General features: G+C 71.0%; 2 protein-coding genes. Both read left to right on the forward strand.

Going from position 1 to position 2077, the window contains the following annotated elements:
- Positions 1-144 precede the first annotated feature (144 nt).
- On the forward strand, positions 145-1344 hold the full coding sequence (locus TR49_RS36085) for a PP2C family protein-serine/threonine phosphatase (protein WP_042389879.1): 1200 nt from the start codon (positions 145-147) through the stop codon (positions 1342-1344).
- A 73-nt stretch (positions 1345-1417) separates the two neighbouring features.
- A complete protein-coding gene (locus TR49_RS36090; RefSeq protein WP_042389881.1) occupies positions 1418-2068 on the forward strand; it encodes an alpha-ketoglutarate-dependent dioxygenase AlkB in 651 nt (216 codons plus the stop codon).
- The last annotated feature ends 9 nt before the right edge of the window (positions 2069-2077 follow it).

Genomic DNA, 2077 nt, shown 5'->3' on the forward strand with positions numbered 1-2077 from the left:
GTGGGGGTCGGTGCGGCGTGGTGGACGTGGTGGTGGCGGAAGAGGAGAGGGGTGGGGTGAGCGCGGTTGCGGATCTTGCGGGGGTGGCGTGGCATGGAAGCCTGGTGGACCGCGCCTGGCGGTGTGTGGGAGAGGAGCCGAGAGATGGGGGATCGCGCTCCGTCCCGGCCGGTGAGGGTGAGGGCCGGTCGGCTGCTGCTCCTGCTGCCCATCGCACTGATGGCGCTGATCGCCACCACGGACATCATCGCGCCCGCTGACATCCACCTCGGACCGCTGCTGGTCGTCGCGCCGGCGATCACCGCGTCGTTCGCCGGGCCGCGGGCCACCGCGGCGATCGGGGCGCTGTCGGTGGTGACACTGGTCAGCATCGGCGCCGCGCGGGGCGTGCTCACCACCGAGAACCTCGAAGTGCAGATCGCCTCGCTCGTCCTCATCGGGGCGTTCATCGTCGTCTTCGCCGCGTTGCAGGAACGGCGCAACATCGAGCTCGAACGGGCGAGGACCGTGTCCGATGCGACGCAGCGAGTGCTGCTGCGCCCCCTGCCGACACGGGCCGGGCCGCTGCGGCTCGCATCCGAGTACTACGCCGCGACCGTCGGCGCGCACATCGGCGGGGACCTCTACGCCGCGGCGCGGACGCAGCACGGGACCAGGCTGGTGATCGGCGACGTGCGCGGCAAAGGACTGGAGACGCTCGGCGACGCCGCACTGCTGCTCGGCGCGTTCCATGCGGCCGCGCACCGGCAGTCGCCGCTCCCCGACTTGGCCGCATCACTGGAGGACAGTGTGAGCTGGGGCCTGGCCGAGGTCGCGGCGAGCGACGAGGCCATGGGCGCCGACATCGGCGAGCGGTTCGTGACCGCCGCGATCGTGGACATCCTCGACGAGAGACCGCTGCTCCAGCTGATCAATTGTGGTCATCCGCCGCCGCTGCTCCTACGTGAGGGGCGGGCGGCGTTCCTGGAGATGCCACAGCAGTGTCCACCGCTGGGCCTCGGCCTGGGGCCGGGGCCGGCGGTCGCGGACTACCCCGTGAGCGAGTTCCCGTTCGAACGGGGGGACGTGCTCCTGCTCTACACGGACGGGCTGATCGAGGCCCGGGACGGCGACGGCCGGTTCTACCCCCTCCAGGAACGCGTGGAGGCGCTCGCGGCCGCGCCCACGACGGGAAACGGCAACGGGAAGGGCGGCGGGAACGAGGGCGGAAGACCGCCGTCCCCGGCGGAGCTGATGCGGCGCCTCACCGAGGACCTGCAGCAGCACCTGGGAGGCCCTGTGCAGGACGACACGGCGATGATCGCCGTGATCCGGGCGGATGACGAGTCGAGCGCGTCGAACTGAAGGCACGACACGAGAGCGGAAGTCGAGGCTCATGTTTCGCTCAGATGTTCGATTGAAGAGGTAGTCTCGTTCCATGGGCCTCTCCACACCGCTCCAGGGATCCCTCTTCGACGAGGTCGAGGAGACGCATCTCAGGCCGCTGCAGCAGCACGCCCCCGAACGGATCGGCCTCGGGGCCGGCGCGTGGATCGACCTGTTGCCCGGCTGGCTCGTCGGCGCCGACGCGCTGTTCGAACGCCTCGCCACGCAGGTCCCGTGGCACGCGGAGCGCCGCAAGATGTACGACCGGGTCGTCGACGTACCGCGCCTGCTGTCCTTCTACGACGAGGAGGACCGTCTGCCCGACCCCCTGCTCGGAGAAGCCCGCGAGATGCTCAGCGCCCACTACCGGGAGGAGCTGGGCGAGCACTTCGCGACGCTCGGGCTCTGCTTCTACCGCGACGGCCGGGACAGCGTCGCCTGGCACGGGGACACCATCGGCCGCGGGAAGAGTGAGGACACCATGGTCGCCATCCTCTCGGTCGGCGAGCCGCGCGCTCTGCTGTTGCGGCCGCGCCCGGAGGCTGGGATGTCCGGCACGACGGTGCGCCAGCAGCTGGGCCACGGAGATCTGATCGTCATGGGCGGCTCGTGCCAGCGGACCTGGGAGCACGCGATCCCGAAGACCGCCCGGCCGGTCGGACCGCGCATCAGCATCCAGTTCCGGCCGCGCGGCGTGCGGTAGTCCGTCTCC

It is taken from the genome of Streptacidiphilus melanogenes, from assembly GCF_000787835.1.
GTDB lineage: Bacteria > Actinomycetota > Actinomycetes > Streptomycetales > Streptomycetaceae > Streptacidiphilus > Streptacidiphilus melanogenes.